The sequence below is a fragment of the Methyloversatilis sp. S146-33 genome, assembly GCF_059552495.1.
Genome location: NZ_JCANOT010000014.1, coordinates 69,499 through 84,540 on the forward strand (window position 1 = coordinate 69,499; position 15,042 = coordinate 84,540).

The 15,042-nt window shown below is 66.2% G+C and carries 15 protein-coding genes, 1 other RNA gene and 1 pseudogene; 15 read left to right on the plus strand and 2 right to left on the minus strand.

Annotation, left to right across the window (positions count from 1 at the left end; genetic code table 11):
- The first annotated feature begins 34 nt into the window (after positions 1-34).
- The 15 genes from ffs (at position 35) to AC51BJ_RS02845 (ending at position 13,949) form a co-directional block, all read left to right on the plus strand.
- Positions 35-133, plus strand: an RNA gene (gene ffs, locus AC51BJ_RS02775) — signal recognition particle sRNA small type.
- Positions 134-182: 49 nt separating this feature from the next.
- Positions 183-1,883, plus strand: a complete 1,701-nt coding sequence (gene dnaX / locus AC51BJ_RS02780; RefSeq protein ID WP_496279267.1) for a DNA polymerase III subunit gamma/tau — start codon at positions 183-185, stop codon at positions 1,881-1,883.
- Between the two features lie 13 nt (positions 1,884-1,896).
- Positions 1,897-2,217: a YbaB/EbfC family nucleoid-associated protein gene (locus AC51BJ_RS02785; RefSeq protein WP_198291444.1), complete on the plus strand. Its 321-nt coding sequence runs from the start codon at positions 1,897-1,899 to the stop codon at positions 2,215-2,217.
- Between the two features lie 19 nt (positions 2,218-2,236).
- The gene (gene recR, locus AC51BJ_RS02790) at positions 2,237-2,830 is read left to right on the plus strand and encodes a recombination mediator RecR (RefSeq protein WP_304031747.1); all 594 of its coding nucleotides are present in this window, start codon (positions 2,237-2,239) and stop codon (positions 2,828-2,830) included.
- Positions 2,827-4,038, plus strand: coding sequence for a CaiB/BaiF CoA transferase family protein (locus tag AC51BJ_RS02795; RefSeq protein ID WP_496279268.1), 1,212 nt, complete (start codon positions 2,827-2,829; stop codon positions 4,036-4,038). The genes recR and AC51BJ_RS02795 overlap by 4 nt, the downstream gene beginning before the upstream one ends.
- A 127-nt stretch (positions 4,039-4,165) precedes the next feature.
- A complete protein-coding gene (gene petA / locus AC51BJ_RS02800) occupies positions 4,166-4,774 on the plus strand; it encodes a ubiquinol-cytochrome c reductase iron-sulfur subunit (protein ID WP_029143637.1) in 609 nt (202 codons plus the stop codon).
- Between the two features lie 4 nt (positions 4,775-4,778).
- Positions 4,779-6,062 (plus strand): cytochrome b, encoded by a 1,284-nt coding sequence (locus AC51BJ_RS02805; protein WP_020164296.1) that lies wholly within the window; start codon positions 4,779-4,781, stop codon positions 6,060-6,062.
- A gap of 13 nt (positions 6,063-6,075) precedes the next feature.
- Entirely contained in the window at positions 6,076-6,834 is a 759-nt protein-coding gene (locus AC51BJ_RS02810; RefSeq protein WP_496279269.1) for a cytochrome c1, read from the plus strand.
- 105 nt (positions 6,835-6,939) lie between these two features.
- Positions 6,940-7,536: a glutathione S-transferase N-terminal domain-containing protein gene (locus tag AC51BJ_RS02815; protein ID WP_024300503.1), complete on the plus strand. Its 597-nt coding sequence runs from the start codon at positions 6,940-6,942 to the stop codon at positions 7,534-7,536.
- Positions 7,537-7,564: 28 nt separating this feature from the next.
- Positions 7,565-8,002, plus strand: a complete 438-nt coding sequence (locus tag AC51BJ_RS02820; RefSeq protein WP_020164299.1) for a ClpXP protease specificity-enhancing factor — start codon at positions 7,565-7,567, stop codon at positions 8,000-8,002.
- Positions 8,003-8,145: 143 nt separating this feature from the next.
- The gene (locus tag AC51BJ_RS02825) at positions 8,146-9,114 is read left to right on the plus strand and encodes an acetyl-CoA carboxylase carboxyltransferase subunit alpha (protein WP_304000270.1); all 969 of its coding nucleotides are present in this window, start codon (positions 8,146-8,148) and stop codon (positions 9,112-9,114) included.
- Complete coding sequence (tilS, locus tag AC51BJ_RS02830) at positions 9,083-10,465, plus strand: tRNA lysidine(34) synthetase TilS (RefSeq protein ID WP_496279270.1); 1,383 nt, start codon at positions 9,083-9,085, stop codon at positions 10,463-10,465. The genes AC51BJ_RS02825 and tilS overlap by 32 nt, the downstream gene beginning before the upstream one ends.
- Positions 10,466-10,546: 81 nt before the next feature.
- Positions 10,547-11,239, plus strand: a complete 693-nt coding sequence (locus AC51BJ_RS02835; RefSeq protein WP_496279271.1) for a CAAX prenyl protease-related protein — start codon at positions 10,547-10,549, stop codon at positions 11,237-11,239.
- A gap of 68 nt (positions 11,240-11,307) precedes the next feature.
- Complete coding sequence (locus tag AC51BJ_RS02840) at positions 11,308-12,009, plus strand: transglutaminase-like cysteine peptidase (protein WP_496279272.1); 702 nt, start codon at positions 11,308-11,310, stop codon at positions 12,007-12,009.
- Entirely contained in the window at positions 12,006-13,949 is a 1,944-nt protein-coding gene (locus tag AC51BJ_RS02845; RefSeq protein WP_496279273.1) for an EAL domain-containing protein, read from the plus strand. Before AC51BJ_RS02840 ends, AC51BJ_RS02845 begins: the two co-directional genes overlap by 4 nt.
- Positions 13,950-13,969: 20 nt before the next feature.
- Here the strand turns inward: AC51BJ_RS02845 and AC51BJ_RS02850 are convergent, their stop codons facing one another.
- Positions 13,970-14,644: an N-acyl amino acid synthase FeeM domain-containing protein gene (locus AC51BJ_RS02850; protein ID WP_496279274.1), complete on the minus strand. Its 675-nt coding sequence runs from the start codon at positions 14,642-14,644 to the stop codon at positions 13,970-13,972.
- Between the two features lie 252 nt (positions 14,645-14,896).
- A pseudogene (locus AC51BJ_RS02855) lies at positions 14,897-15,042 on the minus strand (IS481 family transposase); the annotation flags it as partial.

The following is a 15,042-nucleotide window of genomic DNA, read 5'->3' on the forward strand; positions in this document are numbered from 1 at the left end:
TCGAGAGGGGACCTCCCGGGTTAATATTCGGCGTGGCGGGTCTCCCCGCATCGTGGCGCGGTGAACCTGGTCAGGTCCGGAAGGAAGCAGCCACAGCTGCTCACCACGAGTGCCGGGGGTCAGGCTCGCCACCCCTCCCTTTTCTGCAGTTCGCACAGCCGTCCTCTTACGCCAGCGTCCAGATGACTTATCAGGTTCTTGCGCGCAAGTGGCGTCCCCGCAGCTTCGAAACCCTGGTCGGCCAGGATCACGTCGTGCGTGCGTTGACGCACGCGCTCGAACAGCAGCGCCTGCATCATGCCTATCTGTTCACAGGCACCCGCGGCGTCGGCAAGACGACGATTTCCCGCATCCTCGCCAAGAGTCTGAACTGCGAAACCGGTATTACCGCGAAGCCCTGCGGTACCTGCGCCGCCTGCACCGAAATCGATTCCGGCCGTTTCGTCGACTACGTTGAAATGGACGCCGCGTCGAACCGCAGCGTGGACGACATGGCCGCGCTGCTCGAAAAGGCGGCTTACGCGCCGGCGCGCGGGCGCTACAAGGTCTACATGATCGACGAAGTCCACATGCTGACCGGGCATGCCTTCAACGCGATGCTGAAGACGCTCGAAGAGCCGCCCGAGCACGTGAAGTTCATCCTCGCGACCACCGATCCACAGAAGATTCCGGTCACCGTGCTGAGCCGCTGCCTGCAGTTCAACCTGAAGCAGATGCCGCCGGACGCCATCGTGCGCCACCTGTCGGGCGTGCTCGACGCCGAGGGGGTCGAGTACGAGCCGGCCGCACTGCGGCCGATCGCCAAGGGCGCCGCCGGCTCGATGCGCGACGCGCTGTCGCTGCTCGATCAGGCCATTGCGCATGGCGCCGGCCGGCTTGTCGAACAGGACGTGCTCGACATGCTGGGCACGGTGGGCGATGAGCATCTCTACCTCATTCTCGATGCGCTGCTCGCCGGTGACGGCTCGGCGCTGATGACGCTGACCGCGCAGATGCGCGCGCGCAGCGTCGATTTCGACCAGGCGCTGCGCGAACTGGCCGTGCTGCTGCACCGTGTGGCGGTGGCGCAGAAGGTGCCGGACGCGATCACCGACGAAGGCGAAAAGGCGCGGCTCGAGCCTTACGCTGCGGCGATGGACGCCGAATCGGTGCAACTGGCTTACCAGATCGTCGTCCAGGGCTGCAATGATCTGGCGCTGGCGCCGGACGAAGTCACCGGATTTTCGATGACCCTGCTGCGCCTGCTGGCCTTCCGCCCGGAGACGCCGCCGGCACTGGGCACCGCGCCGCGCGGCCAGAGCGCTGCGCTGCAGGTGCCCAACCGTGCCGCGCGCATCAGCGCGCCGGTGCCGCCCCTTGCCGCGGCAGCGGTCGCCGCGCCGCTGCCGCGTGAAACGCCGTCGCCCGCGGCGCCGGTGGTCGATGCGAATCCGGCACCGCCGCCGTGGGAGGACGACGAGCCGGTCAATGTCGCGCCGCCCGCCGCGGCGGCAGCAGCGATGCCGCGCACCAACGCCGACTGGCATGCGCTGGTCGATACGCTGGACGTCGCCGCGCTGAGTAAGCAGCTGGCGCACCAGAGCGAGTGGCTGGCCAGCGAAGGCGAGGCGATCCGCCTGCGCCTGTCGCGCGACATGGCGCACCTGATCACTTCCGGCCAGGACAAGCTGCGCGCCGCGCTGCAGACCCGCCTTGGCGTCAATGTCCGGCTGCATTTCGAGCAGGGCGATCCGGTCGGGCAGACCGTCGCCCAGCGACTGAACGCAGAACAGCGCGCGCGCCATGAACAGGCGTGTGCGTCGATGAAGAATGACCCCTTCGTGCAGCAGGTGATTGAACAGTTCGGCGCCCGGCTGATCGAAGACTCGATCAAACCCCTTTGAGGACAGCACCATGATGAAAGGTGGCATCGGTGGCCTGATGAAGCAGGCCCAGCAGATGCAGGAAAACATGAAGAAGATGCAGGAGCAGCTGGCCAGCGTCGAAGTCGAGGGGCAGTCGGGTGCCGGCATGGTCAAGGTGCTCATGACCTGCAAGCACGACGTGCGCCGCGTTTCCATCGATCCGTCGGTGATGGACGACCGCGAAATGCTGGAAGACCTGCTCGCGGCCGCCGTCAACGACGCCGTACGCCGCGTCGAGACGACGACCCAGGAAAAGATGGCGGGCTTCACGTCCGGCCTGAACCTGCCGCCGGGCTTCAAGCTGCCGTTCTGAGTCCGGTGCTGCGCCCGACATGAGTACCGGTGTGCTGGACGAGCTGGTCAGCGCGCTGCGCTGCCTGCCTTCGGTCGGCCCGAAAAGCGCGCAGCGCATGGCCTTCCATCTGCTGCAGCGCGACCGCGGTGGCGCCGAGAAGCTGGCGCGCGCGCTCGGCAATGCGCTGACGCGGCTGCACAACTGCGCGCGCTGCAACACCTTCACCGAACTCGAGGTATGTGAGCGTTGCAGTTCGCCGCGTCGCGACGCCAGTCTGCTGTGCGTGGTCGAAACACCGGCAGACATGCTCATGATGGAGCAGACGCACAGCTATGCCGGCCTGTATTTCTGTCTGATGGGGCGCATCGCGCCGCTCGAAGGCGTCGGTCCGAAGGAGCTGCGGCTGGATCGCCTGCTCGACCGTGCCGCCGATCCCGCCGTGCGCGAGGTCATTCTGGCCACCAATTTCACCAACGAGGGTGAGGCGACCGCGCATTACCTCGGTGAAATGCTGCGCGCCCGCGGCCTCGCCGTCAGCCGTATCGCCCGCGGCCTGCCAGTCGGTGGCGAACTGGAACACACCGATATCGGCACCATCGCCCAGGCGCTGTCGGAAAGGCGGCCGGCGTGAGCACGCAGGTACGCCCGCTCGACGGCCTGAAAGTGGTCGAACTGGGCACGCTGATCGCCGGCCCGTTCGCCTCGCGCATCCTGGCCGAGTTCGGCGCCGAGGTGATCAAGGTCGAGTCGCCCGACGGCGGCGATCCGCTGCGCAAGTGGCGCCTGCTGTACGAAGGCACCTCGCTGTGGTGGTTCGTGCAGGCACGTAACAAGAAGTCGGTCACGCTGAACCTGAAGCACCCGGACGCCATTGCGGTACTGAAGAAGCTTCTGGCCGACGCCGACGTGCTGGTCGAGAACTTCCGCCCGGGCGTGCTCGACAAGCTCGGTTTGCCGGAAGCGGTACTGAAGGACATCAATCCGTCGCTGGTCATCGTCCGTCTGTCCGGTTTCGGTCAGACCGGGCCGATGGCGCAGCAACCAGGGTTTGGCGCCATCGGCGAATCGATGGGCGGGCTGCGCTACATCACCGGCTTTCCCGATCGTCCACCGGTGAAGGTGGGCATTTCGATCGGCGATTCGATCGCTGCGCTGTGGGGAGTGATCGGTGCGCTGATGGCGCTGCGTCATCGCGACGCCACCGGCGGGCGCGGGGCAGGGCAGGGCCAGACCGTCGATGTCGCGCTGTACGAGGCGGTTTTCGCGATGATGGAGAGCATGTTGCCGGAGTTCGACGTGTTCGGTTTCATCCGTGGCCGCACCGGCAACATCATGCCCGGCATCACGCCGTCGAACACGCACACCGCGCGCGACGGCCGTCACATCATCATCGGCGGCAACGGCGACGCTATCTTCCGTCGGCTGATGACCGCGATGGGGCGGCCGGATCTGGCCGACGATCCCACGCTGGCCGACAACGCGGGGCGCGACGCGCGCCGCGACGAGATCTACGGCCTGATCGACGCCTGGGTCGCCGCGCGCGACGGCGACGAGGTGCTGCGCCTGCTCGGTGAGGCCGACGTGCCGGTGAGCCGCGTCTATTCGATCGAGGACATCGCCGCCGATCCGCAGTATCTGGCGCGCGCGGTGTTCGAAACTGCGCGCCTGCCTGACGGTCGAGAGTTCAAGGCACCAGCGCCGATGCCGCGGCTGTCAGAGACGCCCGGGCGCACCGATTGGATCGGACCCGCGCTGGGTGAACACACAGACGAAGTGCTGGCTGGGCTCGGATACGGCGCCGGGGACATCGCCGCGCTGCGTGCCCGCGGCGCGCTTTGAAATCATCGGAAATCGGCTTCTCTCGCCGCTTCCGCGTTGTTTGCAGTGCAGCAGGGCTTTAAACGGGGCACCGCTTGAGGGTATAATCGCAGGTTGTGCAGAATCAATTGTCTAGACGGGATAAAGCATGAGTGGCAATGAACGGAAAGCGGATTGCGGCCGGCGCAATCTGCTCGTGGCAACAGCCTGTGCTGGCGGTGTGGCCGGGCTTGCGGTGGCAGTGCCTTTTCTCACCAGTCTCTCCCCTTCGGAGCGCGCGAAAGCGGCCGGCGCTCCGGTCGAGGTGGACATTTCCAAACTCGGTCCCGGTGAAATGACCACCGTCGAGTGGCAAGGCAAGCCGGTGTGGATCATGCGCCGTACGCCGACCCAGCTCGAAGCGCTGGCCAAGATCGAGGACAAGCTGGCCGACCCGAAGTCGGAGCGCAATCCTTCCGAGTTCACTCCCGAATACGCACGCAACGTGCAGCGCTCGCGTGAAGACCACGCTGACGTGCTGGTCGTCGTCGCGATCTGTACTCACCTCGGCTGTTCGCCGTCGGGCCCCTTCGAGTCGGGCTCCAACGCGCAGCTCGGCGACGTCGCCGGCTTCGTGTGTCCGTGCCACGGTTCGACCTTCGACCTGTCCGGTCGCGTGTTCAAGGCCATGCCGGCCCCGGACAACCTGAAGGTTCCGCCGTACATGTTCCTGTCTGACTCGCGCATCCTGGTCGGCCAGGATTCCAAGGAGGGTTGATCGAATGGCTGGCGAAAAGGTAGTGACCACCACCGGCCTGCTCGGCTGGATCGACGAGCGCTTCCCGCTCACATCGCTCTGGAAGGAACACCTTTCGGAGTACTACGCACCGAAGAACTTCAACTTCTGGTACTTCTTCGGCTCGCTGGCACTGCTGGTGCTGGTGATCCAGATCGTGACCGGCATTTTCCTGGTCATGCACTTCAAGCCGGACGCGTCGCTGAACGCCTCGGGCGTGCCGGTGGCCTTCGCCAGCGTCGAGTACATCATGCGCGACGTGCCGTGGGGCTGGCTCATCCGCTACATGCATTCGACCGGCGCCTCGGCGTTCTTTGTCGTCGTCTACTTGCACATGTTCCGCGGCCTGCTTTACGGTTCCTACCGCAAGCCGCGCGAGCTGGTGTGGATCTTCGGCTGCCTGATCTTCCTGTGCCTGATGGCGGAAGCCTTCATGGGTTACCTGCTGCCCTGGGGCCAGATGTCGTACTGGGGCGCCCAGGTCATCATCAACCTGTTCTCGGCCATCCCGCTGATCGGCAACGATCTGTCGACCTGGCTGCGTGGCGACTTCGTGATCGGTGATGCGACGCTGAACCGCTTCTTCTCCTTCCACGTCATCGCCGTGCCGCTGGTGCTGATCGGCCTCGTCGCCGCCCACATCATCGCGCTGCACGAAGTCGGGTCGAACAACCCGGACGGCGTCGAGATCAAGAAGAACAAGGATCCGAAGACCGGCATCCCGCTGGACGGCATCCCTTTCCACCCGTACTACACGGTGAAGGACATCGTCGGCGTCGTGGTCTTCCTGATCTGCTTCTCGGCCGTGGTCTTCTTCGGTCCGGAGTTCGGCGGCTACTTCCTGGAGTACAACAACTTCATCCCGGCTGACCCGATGAAGACGCCGCCGCACATCGCGCCGGTGTGGTACTTCACGCCGTTCTACTCGATCCTGCGCGCCAACACGATCAACTTCTTCTGGGTCGATGCGAAGCTGTGGGGCGTCATCTTCATGGGCCTGTCGGTCATGGTCTTCTTCGCGCTGCCCTGGCTGGACCGCTCGCCGGTCAAGTCGATCCGCTACAAGGGCCCGATCTTCAAATCGGCACTGGTGGTGTTCGTGATCGCCTTCCTGATCCTGGGCTACCTCGGCATGCAGGCGCCGACGCCGATGGGCACGCTGGTTTCGCAGATCTGCACGGTCATCTACTTCCTGTTCTTCGCGCTGATGCCTTGGTACACCGCGATCGACAAGTGCAAGCCCGAACCCGCGCGCGTGACCGGTCACTGAGAGCCAGAGAACCATGAAACAACTCAAAAAACTGTTTCTCGGCGCGCTGTGCGCGCCCCTGCTGGCGATTGCCAGTTCCGAACCGGTGCAGCTGGATCGTGCGCCGACCGAGAAATTCCGCGACGCCATCGCCATCCAGCGCGGCGCCCAGGTTTTCGTCAATTACTGCCTGAACTGTCATTCGGCGTCCTACATGCGCTACAACCGCCTGAAGGATGTCGGCCTGACCGACGAGCAGATCAAGGACAACCTGATGTTCACCGCCGACAAGGTCGGTGAAACGATGAAGGTGGCCCTGACCCGCGAAGACGGCAAGGCGTGGTTCGGCGCAGCGCCGCCCGACCTGACCGTGATCGCGCGTTCGCGTGCCTCGGCCGATGGCAGTGGCGCAGACTGGCTCTACACCTATCTGCGCAACTTCTATCGCGACGAGAACCGTCCGACCGGCTGGAACAACACCACCTTCGCCAATGTCGGCATGCCGCACGTCCTGTACGAACTGCAGGGCGAGCAGACGGCCAAGCACGTCAAGGTGGCTGACGGTCACGGTGGCGAGAAGGAAGTCATTCAGCTCGAGCTCACCAAGCCGGGCAAGATGAGCAAGTCCGAATACGACTCGATGGTCGGCGATCTCGTCGCCTATCTGGTCTACATGGGCGAACCGGGCGCTGAAAAGCGCCGTCAGACCGGTCTTCTGGTCATCATCGGTCTTTCCGTTCTTCTCGTTCTGAGCTACCTGCTCAAGCGCGAATTCTGGAAAGACGTTCACTAATCAATACGCCCGAAAGTCATGCAAGCTCTCGGTCATCGCGAAGCGACCTCATCACGCGTCAGACGCGTGGTGAGGGATGCCGAGTACTCCTGGGGTGTTAACACCATGATGAATCTGTACTCGGGGACTACCGATCCCTTTTCCCATCGTTGCCGGATCGTGCTCTACGAAAAGGGCATGGATTTCCAGGTCATCGATGTCGACCTCTACAACAAGCCGGAAGACATCGCGGTCATCAATCCCTACAACCGCGTGCCGGTTCTGGTCGATCGCGATCTCATCCTGTATGACTCGAACATCATCAACGAGTACATCGACGAGCGCTTTCCGCATCCGCAGCTGATGCCGCCGGATCCGATCATGCGCGCGCGGGCACGCCAGTTGCTGCATACGGTCGAAAACGAGCTGTTCTCGCACATCGAGGCACTCGAGAAGAACGCACGCACGGCCGACAAGTCGCGCACCCACCTGCGCGACCGCCTGACCGAGCTGACCGCGATCTTCGCCAAGCAGAAGTACATGCTGGGCGAGGAATTTTCCATGCTTGACGTGGCCATCGCTCCGTTACTATGGCGCCTTGACCACTACGGTATCGAGTTGCCGAAGTCGGCTGCACCGCTGATGAAGTACGCTGAGCGCATCTTCTCCCGTCAAGGGTTCATCGATGCGCTCACGCCGTCCGAAAAGGTGATGCGTCGCTGACCCGCGTCGGCTCTGCGCGAAAGTCTTCATGGACGTCATGAGTTCCGTTTCCACCAAGCCCTACCTGTTGCGCGCACTGTTCGACTGGTGCGCCGACCAGGGGCTGACGCCGTACATCGCGGTCGTTGTCGACGACCGCGCCGGCGTGCCTCGCCAGTATGTGAAGGATGGCCAGATCATCCTGAACATCGGCCGCGAGGCGGTGCACCAGCTGGTGATGGGCAATGAGCTCATCACCTGTTCCGCCCGCTTTGGCGGCGTGGCGCAGGAACTGACGATTCCGGTCGAGTGCGTCGCCGCGATCTACGCGCGCGAAAACGGCCACGGCATGGCGTTCGAAGTGACGCCGGGCCAGCCGGTCCGTGCCGATCTGGCGCCCAACCCGGTCACCGACCGGGTCGAGCATCCGGTGCTGACGACACCGGAAAAGCCGGCGGCGCGACCGCATCTGCGGCGAATCAAGTAGAAAAAAACCGGCGCAAGCCGGTTTTTTCTTTTCATCTAATTGATTTATAAGCGCAATCTATCTGCCGCGGCCGCTTGCACGCGGCACGAGCCGTCGCGCCCTCGACGCGCTAGAATTGCGCACCTTTGTTTGTGGTCCGCCTGATGAAAACAACCTTTCTCGATTTCGAACAGCCGATCGCCGAGCTCGAAGCCAAGATCGAAGAGCTCCGTTTTGTCCAGGATGACTCCGCTGTCGATATATCCGAGGAAATCACGCGACTCGAAGGCAAAAGTCAGGCGCTGACCAAGGACATCTACGCCAAGCTCACGCCGTGGCAGATCGCCCAGGTGGCGCGCCATCCGCAGCGCCCTTACACGCTCGATTACCTGCGCCTGATGTTCTCGGATTTTCAGGAGCTGCACGGGGATCGCGCTTTCGCCGACGACCACGCCATCGTTGGTGGCATTGCCCGTTTCAATGGCCAGTCCTGCATGGTGATCGGTCACCAGAAGGGCCGCGACACCAAGGAAAAGATCCTCCGCAATTTCGGCATGCCGCGCCCGGAGGGCTATCGCAAGGCGCTGCGCCTGATGAAGCTGGCCGAGAAGTTCGGCATTCCGGTGTTTACCTTCGTCGACACGCCGGGCGCCTATCCGGGCATCGACGCCGAGGAACGCGGCCAGTCCGAGGCGATCGGCCACAATCTCTACGCGATGGCCGAACTGCGCGTGCCCATCGTGTCCACCATCATCGGTGAGGGCGGCTCCGGCGGCGCGCTGGCGATTGCCGTGGCGGATACGCTGATGATGCTGCAGTACTCGACCTACTCGGTCATCTCGCCCGAAGGCTGTGCCTCCATCCTGTGGAAGAGCGCCGACAAGGCGGCCGACGCCGCCGAAATCATGGGCATCACCGCCTCGCGCCTGAAGACGCTGGGCCTGATCGACAAGGTCGTGAACGAGCCGGCCGGCGGCGCACACCGTGATCACGCGGCCGTGGCGGCTTCGCTCAAGCGCGCACTGGCCGAATCGCTGCGCCAGTTGGCCGACCTGACCCCCACCCAGCTGGTCGAGCGCCGTTTCGAGCGCCTCATGTCCTATGGAAAGTTCAAGGAGCAGGCGGTCGCCTGACCTGTACGCCCGCATCGCCGCCAGCGCGGCGGCGCATCTGGCCGACGGCGCCCAGCTGCTGATCGGCCTCAGCGGCGGGCTTGATTCAACAGTATTGCTGCACGCACTGGCGGCTGCCCGCGATGACCATCGCTGGCGGCTGGCGTGCGCACACGTTCACCACGGCCTCAGCCCGAATGCCGACGCCTGGGCCGATCACTGCGCGGCGCAGGCGGCCGCGCTCGGCATTCCGTTCTCGCTGCATCGGGTGCAGGTTGACACGGCCAGCCCGGACGGACTCGAATGCGCCGCCCGCGACGCCCGTTACCGTGCCCTCAACGCGCAGGCGCAAGCCCTTGCTGCCGACGCACTGCTGACCGCCCACCACGCCGACGACCAGGCGGAAACGCTGCTGCACAACATGGTGCGCGGCGCCGGGCTGCTCGGCCTGGCCGGCATGCCGGTATGGCGCCCAGCGACTCCGGCGCGTCCGGCCCAGTTGCGGCCGCTGCTCGGTCTGGCGCGTTTAGCGCTCGAAACGTGCGCGATCGAGCATGGCCTCGCCTGGATCGACGACGAATCGAACGCCGACACCCGCTACGCGCGCAACTACCTGCGCCGCGAGGTAATGCCGCGACTGAGCGCGCGCTGGCCGCGCAGCGCCGAAACCATGTCCGGCGTCGCCCGCCGGCTGGCCGAGGCGCAGACCTTGCTCGACGGCCTGGCTGACGCTGACGCGGCAGAGCTGGCGACGGCGACCGAGTGGGGCACCGCCTGGTCGATCGACGGCCTGCGTGCGCTCGATGACGCGCGCAGCCGCAACCTGCTGCGTCGTCTGCTGCGCATGCACGGCGCCCGCACGGCACCGACCGAAGCGTGGTTGGACGAATGGCTGCGCCAGATCCGCGCCTGGCAGCCGGGCGCCGAATGCCCGGTGACACACGCCGGCGTCGCCGGCTTCTGTCATCGCGGCCTGCTGTGGCTGATGCCCGATCAGCCACCGCCCGCAGCCGTCGTCTGGCAGGGCGAAAACGACATCGCCTGGGGTCCAGGCTGCCTGCGTTTCGACGCTGTGATCGGGCGCGGGTTTGCGCCATCCGCACTGCCCACGGGTTCGCTCACGATACGTGCCCGCCAGCCCAAGGACCGCGTTTGCCGCGGTCCCGGTCGACCGCGTGCGGGCGTCAAGCAGATCGCGCAGGAATGCGGCCTGCCGCCTTGGCTGCGCGATCGCGCTCCCATCCTTGCGGTCGGTCGCGAGGCGCTGTGGATGCCCGGCTGCGAGCCGGCGCCACCCTGGCAGGCCGCGCCGGGCGAACCGGGATGGCTGCCCGTGTGGACGCCGGTCGTGGCGCAGTCGACACCCGGGTGACGTTGTAACGGTTGGTGACATTTCCATGTCGCATGGCGGCCGTATGATCCGGCCATTCCGGATCTTCCCGCCACGGCCCTGATGAGCCCGACCACCGCAGCGTCCCGGCGTGCAGTGCTCGCACGCGTACTTCCGTTCGCCCTCTACATCGTCTTCCTTGTCATCTCCGCGCCGCTGGCCGATCTGGCAGGCATCGACGGGCGCTGGATGTATGCGGTGCAGATCGCCTGCGTGATCGCCGCTCTGCTTTACTTCCAGCGCGACTACGTGGAACTGCGCGAAGCAGCGCCGCCTGGGCCGCTGGCCGGTGCCGCCGGCTGGGTAGCGGCGCTGGTGTCCGGCGCCGTCGTCTGGGCGATCTGGATATGGCTCGACTTCTCGCCTTTCGCCTTCGCGCCGGGCAAGGGCTACCAGCCACTGGACGAGACCGGAGCGCTCATCCTGCCGATGGTCGTCATACGCATATTCGGTGCCGCCGTCGTCGTGCCCGTCATGGAAGAACTGTTCTGGCGCTCTTTCGTCCAGCGCTGGCTCGATTCTCCCGATTTCCTTGCCGTGGCCGCCCGCTCGGTCACGCTGCGCAGCATGCTGTTCTGCTCGATCGCCTTCGGCTTCGAGCACGGCCAGTGGGCCGCCGGCATCGTCGCCGGTCTGGCCTACGGTCAGCTTTACCGGGCGAGCGGTCGCCTGTGGCTGCCCATCGTTTCGCACGCGCTGACCAATCTGCTGCTGGGCCTGTGGGTGGTGCACACGGCACAATGGCAGTTCTGGTAGCGCCCGCTCCGCATCAAGGCGGGGCAGGGCACGACCGTTAAAGGAGAACTGTCCTTTGCCCCCTCGCCATGCCACCGTTGCCCGCCCTGACTGCCGTACTGTCCCGTCCGCGCCTGATTGCCTGCCTGCTGCTGGTCTTCATGGCGGCGCAGGCGACCGCGTTCACCTACCAGGGTTATCTGCTCACTGTGCGCACTGAGCTGCAGCAGAAAATGACGGCGCGTTTCGGCGACAAGGCCGGACCGCGCTTGGCCGAGCTGGCCGAGGCGCTGAGCGCTGCCGGCCGCATCGCCGACGAGGCGGTGCGCGTCGAGCGCATCAACCAGATCGCCAATCGCGCGCGTTACGTGACCGACCCGCAGCTCTGGCAGGCGGAGGACTACTGGGCGACGCCGGTGGAATTCGCCGCGCTGGCCGCCGGTGACTGCGAGGACTACTCGCTGGCCAAGTACTTCGCGCTGCGCGAACTGGGCATGCCGGCCGACAAGCTGCGCATCACCTATGTGCGGCTGCTGCGGCAGGGGCGCCTCGAAAACCATATGGTGCTCGCCTACTACCCGGAGCCGGGTGCCGAGCCCTGGGTGCTCGACAATCTCGAAAAGCGCTTCATGCCGGCGCGTGACAGGCCTGATCTGACGCCGGTCTACAGCTTCAATGACGACCGCGTGTGGAAGGTGCAGAGCGGTGGCGACCGCGAACTGGGCTCGCCGCAGCAGTTGCGCAAGTGGCGCGAGCTGCTCGACCGGGTCGAGGCCGAGGCGCGCGGATGAACAGCCTGCGCCTGCGTCTGCTGGCAGCGCTGCTCGGCGTCGGTGTCGTCGCCTTCGCGGCGGCGCTGGCCACCGCGCTGTGGGTGTCGCGCGACCGGGTCGAGGCGCAGATGGCCAGCCAGGCGCAGTCGATCGCGCTGTCGCTGACGGTGGCGCTGACCGCCGGCGGCGAACCGGCGCTGCAGAATGCCGAAAGCCTGGTCGAGCCGGTGTTCGACCAGAGCTATCTGCGCCGCATCGAGGTGCGCGACGCCAAGGGGGCGGTGATCGCCGCGCGGCAGGCACCGGCGCGGCTGGCCGGTGGTGCGCCGCAATGGTTCATCGACCTGCTGCCGCTGGCAGCCGGCGCGCAGAGTGCCGACATCATGCATGGCTGGCGCATTGCCGGCAGCGTCGTCGTCGAGCCGCATCCGCACTGGGCACAGCTGCAGCTGTGGGCGATCGCCGAAACGCTGGCGCTGTGGATGGGCGGCGGTCTGGCGCTGGCCAGCGTGCTCGGCCTGATGGCGCTGCGCTGGGGTCTGCGCCCGCTGCGCCGCGTGCAGCGCTCGGCGGTGGCGGCGGCATCGCGCAAGTTCGTGCCTATCGATGAAACGCGCATGCCGGTCGAACTGCAGCCGCTGGTCGGCGCTTTCAACCGCATGCTCACCGCCATGGCCGGCGCGCTCGAAAGCGAAGCCGGGCGCGCTGCGCAGTTCCGCGACCAGGCACTGGTGGACGAACTGACCGGCCTGCCCAACCGTCGCGGTTTCCGCGCCGCGCTCGAAGCGCGCATCGAAGCCGGCACGCGCAGCGGCTGGCTGGCCTTGTTGCGCGTCGAGGGGCTCGAGGATCTGAACCATCTGTACGGTCGCGAGGCGGTCGACGATCTGCTGACCGAATCGGCCGGCTTCATCGCGGCCATCGATGCGGTCGAACTGTGCGGCCGCGTCGAGGGTGCCTGCTTCGCGCTGCTGTTCGATGCCGACGAATACACGACGCACGACGCGTTGAAAGCACTGCTGGCGCGCCTCAACAGCCTGGCCGCCGCTGCGGGTGCGGGTCAGGCCTACGCCTGGCGCGCCGGTGCGGCCGACTGCGCCGGTGACGGCGACGCTGCGCACTGGCTGGCGGCGGCCGATCGCGCGCTGCATCAGTGGCGCATCGAAAGCGGTGCGGCGCCGGTGCTGGCGCACGCACGTGCCGGCGAAGCCGGTGGCGGCAGCCTGCGCACCCTGGTGCGCGAACTGATAGGCGCCGGGCGCATCGCCTTTGCCGAACAGACCACACGGGCGCTCGATGGCGAACACATCGGTGCGCCGCTGCACGTCGAACTGCGCGCCGCGCTGGACGACGGCCAGCGTCTGATCCGCGCCGCCGAATACATCGCCTACGCCAGCGAAACCCGCGTGTCGGCGGCGCTGGACGGCGCCTGCCTGATGCGTGCGCTGGAACACGCGAAAGCGCGTCGCGACGGCATTGCCACCGTGGTCAATGTCGGTGCAGCGACGCTGACGGACCCCGACATCCAGCGCTGGCTGCGCGGCTACCGTCACGACCCGCGCGTCGGCACGCTGGTGCTCGAGTTCCCCGAGTCGGCACTGCTCGGCGACCCGGACGCCGCCGAGGCCTTTGCCCATCAGGCACAGGCCAACGGTCTGGCGCTGGGCATCAAGCATTTCGGCCTGCATGCAAACGCGCTGACGCTGCTGCGCCGCCTGCGTCCGGCGCACGTGAAGTTCTCGGTCACGCTGACGCGCGAAGCGCTGCTGAACCCGGACTCCGGTGCTTACGTGAGCTCGCTGGCCGGCATTGCGTCGGCGCTGTCGATCACGCCGATGGCGGTGGCGGTCGAGCACGCGGAAACGCTGACCGGGCTGTACGCGCTGGGCATCCGAGCAGTGCAGGGCGAGGCGGTGTCGGCCGAACAGGTGCCGGCCCCGGGCAGCAGCGGCCGCTGAGCGGCGGCGCGCGGTTTCATTCAGTGCAGCGGGGTTCGCGGGTCGTGCGCGAGGCAGGCCGGCGGCACGACCATGTCCAGATGAAGCAGACGTGCGGGCGCGCCGACGCGTTCGCAGGTGCGTTCCGGCCCGAACTCGCGAAACCCGAACTCGCGCCGGTAGTAACGCGCATGGCGCGGGTTGACCTCGATCACGCAGTCGGTGGCGCCGAGCGCGACATGCCCCAGCAGCAGCGCGCGGCGCATCAGTTGCGGTGCGAGATCGTCCGGCAGCGCCCGCTCGCGGTCGATTGCGAAACGGGTGTATTCGACCAGCCGGCGCCCCTGCCGGCGCAGTTCTCCCACGTGTTCGGCATAGCCTGCTTCCGCCTGCAGACGCAGCCGCGTGCCGCAGCGCACGGTCAGCGTGCCGACCACTTCGCCCTCCAGCCGCGCCAACAAGGTCGTTTCACCCTGCCGTGCGGCGCGCTGCTCGACGCCATAGCCACGCCGGCCGTAGCAGCGCACGACGAGCGCCTCGGCCGCCGCCAGGTCTGCCGCATCGGCGGCAATCGTGAATTCAATGGCGGCTGGCAGCGCCGCCGCGTGTCGCTGCGCCGGCGGCGCGACGGCGCGTAGCCGCGGTCGCGGGCGCAGCAGCGGGAAGGGGCGGAAGAGCGCGTCGTTCGCGGCGTCGTGCAGAGTGCGGGGAGACATGGGGAGGCGCCTCGGGTATCGGTGACCGGTATGCAAACTTCGGCAAAGAGATCCTGTGCCGTGATCTGCTTCCTTGCCGCGTGCGAAGCCTGATCGATGCTGGTTGCAGCGAGTTGATGCGGACTTGACGTTTTCATGTCGCCGACAGATGGTCCGGCGATGATCCGCAGCGCCGGACCGCGTGTGTGCTCGAGCAGCCGTAGGAGCGGTCTTCCGACCGCGACGGCAGCGGTGGATGGTGCGCGGCGAGGGCTAGATGTGAAGAGTCAAGAGGTTGTTCTGCGAATTTGAGAGACGGGACATAGGGACTTTGCAAGCGATGCCGTGATGAGGTCGGTGCCAGTTGTAGAAGTGGTTCCAGAGAGGCAAAGCGGCTTTGCGCAGGTCGGAGTTGGGAT

Excerpts from the sequence above, each read along its gene's own strand:
- dnaX (WP_496279267.1), top strand. The coding sequence starts at position 183 with ATGACTTATCAGGTTCTTGCGCGCAAGTGGCGTCCCCGCAGCTTCGAA.
- AC51BJ_RS02785 (WP_198291444.1), top strand. The coding sequence starts at position 1,897 with ATGAAAGGTGGCATCGGTGGCCTGATGAAGCAGGCCCAGCAGATGCAG.
- recR (WP_304031747.1), top strand. The coding sequence starts at position 2,237 with ATGAGTACCGGTGTGCTGGACGAGCTGGTCAGCGCGCTGCGCTGCCTG.
- petA (WP_029143637.1), top strand. The coding sequence starts at position 4,166 with ATGAGTGGCAATGAACGGAAAGCGGATTGCGGCCGGCGCAATCTGCTC.
- AC51BJ_RS02805 (WP_020164296.1), top strand. The coding sequence starts at position 4,779 with ATGGCTGGCGAAAAGGTAGTGACCACCACCGGCCTGCTCGGCTGGATC.
- AC51BJ_RS02810 (WP_496279269.1), top strand. The coding sequence starts at position 6,076 with ATGAAACAACTCAAAAAACTGTTTCTCGGCGCGCTGTGCGCGCCCCTG.
- AC51BJ_RS02815 (WP_024300503.1), top strand. The coding sequence starts at position 6,940 with ATGATGAATCTGTACTCGGGGACTACCGATCCCTTTTCCCATCGTTGC.
- AC51BJ_RS02820 (WP_020164299.1), top strand. The coding sequence starts at position 7,565 with ATGGACGTCATGAGTTCCGTTTCCACCAAGCCCTACCTGTTGCGCGCA.
- AC51BJ_RS02825 (WP_304000270.1), top strand. The coding sequence starts at position 8,146 with ATGAAAACAACCTTTCTCGATTTCGAACAGCCGATCGCCGAGCTCGAA.
- tilS (WP_496279270.1), top strand. The coding sequence starts at position 9,083 with ATGGAAAGTTCAAGGAGCAGGCGGTCGCCTGACCTGTACGCCCGCATC.
- AC51BJ_RS02835 (WP_496279271.1), top strand. The coding sequence starts at position 10,547 with ATGAGCCCGACCACCGCAGCGTCCCGGCGTGCAGTGCTCGCACGCGTA.
- AC51BJ_RS02840 (WP_496279272.1), top strand. The coding sequence starts at position 11,308 with ATGCCACCGTTGCCCGCCCTGACTGCCGTACTGTCCCGTCCGCGCCTG.
- AC51BJ_RS02845 (WP_496279273.1), top strand. The coding sequence starts at position 12,006 with ATGAACAGCCTGCGCCTGCGTCTGCTGGCAGCGCTGCTCGGCGTCGGT.
- AC51BJ_RS02850 (WP_496279274.1), bottom strand. The coding sequence starts at position 14,644 with ATGTCTCCCCGCACTCTGCACGACGCCGCGAACGACGCGCTCTTCCGC.